The sequence below is a fragment of the Rhodococcus tibetensis genome, from assembly GCF_024438035.1.
In the GTDB taxonomy this organism is placed as follows: domain Bacteria; phylum Actinomycetota; class Actinomycetes; order Mycobacteriales; family Mycobacteriaceae; genus Rhodococcus_F; species Rhodococcus_F tibetensis.
Genome location: NZ_JANFQF010000031.1, coordinates 1 through 3,582, shown reverse-complemented (window position 1 = coordinate 3,582; position 3,582 = coordinate 1). Strand labels below are relative to the sequence as shown.

The window sequence follows — 3,582 nt, the reverse complement described above, 5'->3', positions numbered from 1 at the left end:
CTCGTTCCCCCAGCAGGTGTGAAAACTGTGGATGCGCAGACCCTGCGCGTGGGACGAACCGAGCGTCGCCGGTCCCCCACGCTGTACTGATCGTGCTTCACGCGTGGGTCCGGTGTGCGTCGATTCGTGATGTTCGTGCCGGAATCGCCATCGATCTGCGACGGCGGCCCGGATGGGACCGATCGAGCAGGGTGCGCAGCACGTCCCGCCGCCCGTAGCCGGGTGTCAGCGGAAGCGTTCGGCCTCACGTGCAAGGTGCAGGAGGTCGGCGCACAACGATTCCACCTCATGGGCCGCCGCACCTTCGGCAACGGCTGTCGCCACGTCCTCGGCGGCACATCGAACCTGGAAGATCCGATCGACCATGGCGGAGGCTTCCTCCGAGGTGAGCACCACGGCATCCGCCGGAATGCTGGTGCCCTTGATCTGGTTGCGCTGCTCGTAAGCCCGCTGCCGGCACGATTGGCGGCAATACCGTCGGCGTCGACCCATCCCGGACTCCGAGACTTTCCGGCCACACCACACGCACGAATCTGGTCTGCGGGATGCGCCGGTCATGGTCCATCACCTTACTGCGCGCCCCCTCGAGACCCGCCCGGTAAGATGGCGAGGTTGCATCTGCGCGGCGTGCGGGAACCAATCGGGAAGCCGTGGCGTTGTAGATGAGTGTGAACGCTTGGCTGTTGTCCAGGCGTGCTCGCGCGGAGACGATCGAGGAGAGGACACAACCATGGCAGATCGCGTACTTCGAGGGAGTCGACTCGGAGCGGTGAGCTACGAGACCGACCGTGACCACGACCTCGCACCCCGCCGGATGGCCAAGTACCGGTGCGACAACGGTGAGGTGTTCGACATCCCGTTTGCCGACGACGCCGAGATCCCGGGCACCTGGCTGTGCCGCAACGGCCTGGAGGGCACCCTGGTCGAAGGCACTGCGCCCGAAGCCAAGAAGGTCAAGCCGCCGCGCACCCACTGGGACATGCTGCTCGAGCGTCGTTCCAAGGAAGAGTTGGAAGAGCTGCTCAAGGAGCGTCTCGACCTGTTGAAGGCCAAACGACGCGGAGCCTGATACACGCTGCTCCACCATACGAACGCCGTCCCGGCTCGGCTGGGGCGGCGTTTGCTGCGTCTGCTCCCTCTTCGACGTGGAATCAGTAGGATCTGCCCAACTGGGCATGGACCGGCTACTGGGGGTCATTGGCGTGGCAACGGTCGCGACAGGACTCATCCACGTACTCCGATCTGCTGAACGCAGGGCGCGTTACATTCCGGGCACACAAACCGAGAGTCACGCCCCGAACACGCAGTCGAAGAACACCACGTATGACCGACCACTCGACTTGCGTCAGCTCGAGAGGTAGGTCACATGACCGCTCTCAATCTACTATTCGGTACGGCGGAGTCAAGGGTTTGGTTTCAATTTCAAGCAGGAGGGGTTTGCCCGGACCGTTACCGGCGCCGCGCAGACAGACAGTCTCGAAACCGAGCGAAACAGGAACCCGGACGCTCCACCGACACTCTCACCCCCGGCGCCGGCACTCCCCCGGGTCGCCGACCCCCACATCGCATACCGGGGAACATGTCATCACCAGGTCACAGCACCATCACGCCTAACCGCGGGCGACGACTGCCCTATGAGCACCGCCTCGATGGCGCGCAGGTTCCTCCTCCGCCGCTTTCTGACTGTTCGTGTTCCTATTCCGTCGTGACCGCTGATCTGGTGAGGTCCGGGACCACGGTTGTGACTCATCCGACCTTTGACTTCAAGTACTTGAAGTTCTTAGCGTCAATGACGTGAGTGCACGAACCACCCCACGCGACTACACGATCAAGGACGCGGCCGCTCTGACCGGACTTCCGGCCAGCACACTGCGCTACTACGAGTCGGTCGGGGTGATCGCGCCGATCAGCCGTGGGGAGAGCAGTAGACACAGGGTCTACGACGAGAACGACCTGGGGCAGCTGTTGGCAATCGCGTGCCTGGCAGCGACCGGGATGCCGGTCAGCGACATGAAGGAGTACGTCGCCAACGGACAACTCGGGGCCGCAGCCGCCCCCGCGCAGATCGAGTTGCTGACCGAGCGCCGGCAGCAACTGGCGCGCGAGGCCCAGCAGATCGCACTCCGTCAACGCTACGTCGAGGTGAAGATCGACTACTGGCGCGCGATCGACGCGGGCGACGAGGCCCGTGCCACGCTCCTCGCGACCGAGGCGAGCGCACTAGCTGGCGACCTCGAGAACGCCAAGAGGCGCTAACCCCAAATCCCGCCTCGGCCGGTGCGCCCCTCGACTGATGCGCCACCGGTCACGCGACCCTGCCCCACTCACTACCCAAGTGACCACCCCAGAAGTAAGGAAGACCTCCATGCGTGTAAACGCGTACGCCGCTCCCGCCGCGGGCCAGCCGCTGGTCCCCACGACCATCGAGCGCCGCGACGTCGGCTCCCACGACGTCCTCATCGAAATCCAGTACGCCGGGATCTGCCACTCCGACATCCACACCGTCAACGGCGACTGGGGCCCGCAACCCTTTCCGGTCGTGCCCGGCCACGAGATCGTCGGCATCGTCGCCGAGGTCGGCGCCGACGTCACACGCCACCAGGTCGGTGACCGCGTCGGCGTCGGCTGCCTGGTCAACTCCTGCGGCGACTGCACCAACTGCCAGGGCGGCGACGAGCAGTACTGCGCCAAAGGCATGGTCCCCACCTACGCAGGCGTCGACCGTGACGGCACCACCACCCAGGGCGGCTACTCCACCCATGTCGTCGTCGACGCCGACTACGTCCTGTCCGTCCCGCAGAGCCTGGACCCGGCCGCCGCGGCTCCGCTGCTGTGCGCCGGCATTACTACCTACGCCCCGCTGCGCCGCTGGGGTGCCGGCCCCGGCAAGAAGGTCGCCATCGTCGGCCTCGGCGGGCTCGGGCACATGGCCGTCAAGATCGCCCACGCATTGGGCGCCGAGGTCACCGTGCTGTCCCAGTCGCTGAAGAAGCAGGAGGACGGACTCCGTCTCGGCGCCGACGCCTACCACGCCACCTCCGACCCCACTACCTTCGAGCAGCTCGCCGGCCGGTTCGACCTCATCATCAACACGGTCAGCGCCGGCATCGACCTCAACGCCTACCTGGGCCTGCTCGCCGTCGACGGCACCCTGGTCAACGTCGGCGCCCCAGCCGAGCCGCTCAGCCTGAACGTGATGTCGCTGATCGGCGGTCGCCGCAACTTCGCCGGATCGATGATCGGCGGCATTGCCCTGACCCAGGAGATGCTCGACTTCTGTGCCGTGCACGGCATCGGATCCGAAGTCGAGGTAGTCCCCGCCGACCGGGTCAACCAGGCATACGAGCGGGTCCTCGCCTCGGACGTCCGGTACCGGTTCGTCGTCGACACCACCACCCTGAACTAGCCCCACCGTGAACGCCCGTCGGAGACAGGTCGGCGGGCGTTCACCCACCACCACAACCTAGTGTCCCGCGTCAGAAATTCGTGCGATATATTTGGCCAGGGAATCGAGGATCTCCTCGGCGGTCTTGTGCCAGACGAACGGCTTCGGGTCGTCGTTCCAGGTCTTGATCCAGTTGC

General features: G+C 65.5%; 4 protein-coding genes and 1 pseudogene. 3 read left to right on the top strand and 2 right to left on the bottom strand.

The window, feature by feature from the left end; all coding sequences use genetic code 11:
* Positions 1-225: 225 nt before the first annotated feature.
* A complete protein-coding gene (locus NOF53_RS25610; RefSeq protein ID WP_255974159.1) occupies positions 226-558 on the bottom strand; it encodes a hypothetical protein in 333 nt (110 codons plus the stop codon).
* 172 nt (positions 559-730) lie between these two features.
* Between NOF53_RS25610 and NOF53_RS25605 the strand changes: the two genes are divergently transcribed.
* The 3 genes from NOF53_RS25605 (at position 731) to NOF53_RS25595 (ending at position 3,406) form a co-directional block, all read left to right on the top strand.
* On the top strand, positions 731-1,069 hold the full coding sequence (locus tag NOF53_RS25605; RefSeq protein ID WP_005255751.1) for an RNA polymerase-binding protein RbpA: 339 nt from the start codon (positions 731-733) through the stop codon (positions 1,067-1,069).
* A 725-nt stretch (positions 1,070-1,794) separates the two neighbouring features.
* Positions 1,795-2,256: a MerR family transcriptional regulator gene (locus NOF53_RS25600; RefSeq protein ID WP_255974156.1), complete on the top strand. Its 462-nt coding sequence runs from the start codon at positions 1,795-1,797 to the stop codon at positions 2,254-2,256.
* Positions 2,257-2,365: 109 nt separating this feature from the next.
* Entirely contained in the window at positions 2,366-3,406 is a 1,041-nt protein-coding gene (locus tag NOF53_RS25595) for an NAD(P)-dependent alcohol dehydrogenase (protein ID WP_255974154.1), read from the top strand.
* Positions 3,407-3,463: 57 nt separating this feature from the next.
* Here NOF53_RS25595 and NOF53_RS25590 read toward each other — a convergent pair.
* Positions 3,464-3,582, bottom strand: a pseudogene (locus tag NOF53_RS25590) (IS630 family transposase); the annotation flags it as partial.

Excerpts from the sequence above, each read along its gene's own strand:
- NOF53_RS25610 (WP_255974159.1), bottom strand. The coding sequence starts at position 558 with ATGACCGGCGCATCCCGCAGACCAGATTCGTGCGTGTGGTGTGGCCGG.
- NOF53_RS25605 (WP_005255751.1), top strand. The coding sequence starts at position 731 with ATGGCAGATCGCGTACTTCGAGGGAGTCGACTCGGAGCGGTGAGCTAC.
- NOF53_RS25595 (WP_255974154.1), top strand. The coding sequence starts at position 2,366 with ATGCGTGTAAACGCGTACGCCGCTCCCGCCGCGGGCCAGCCGCTGGTC.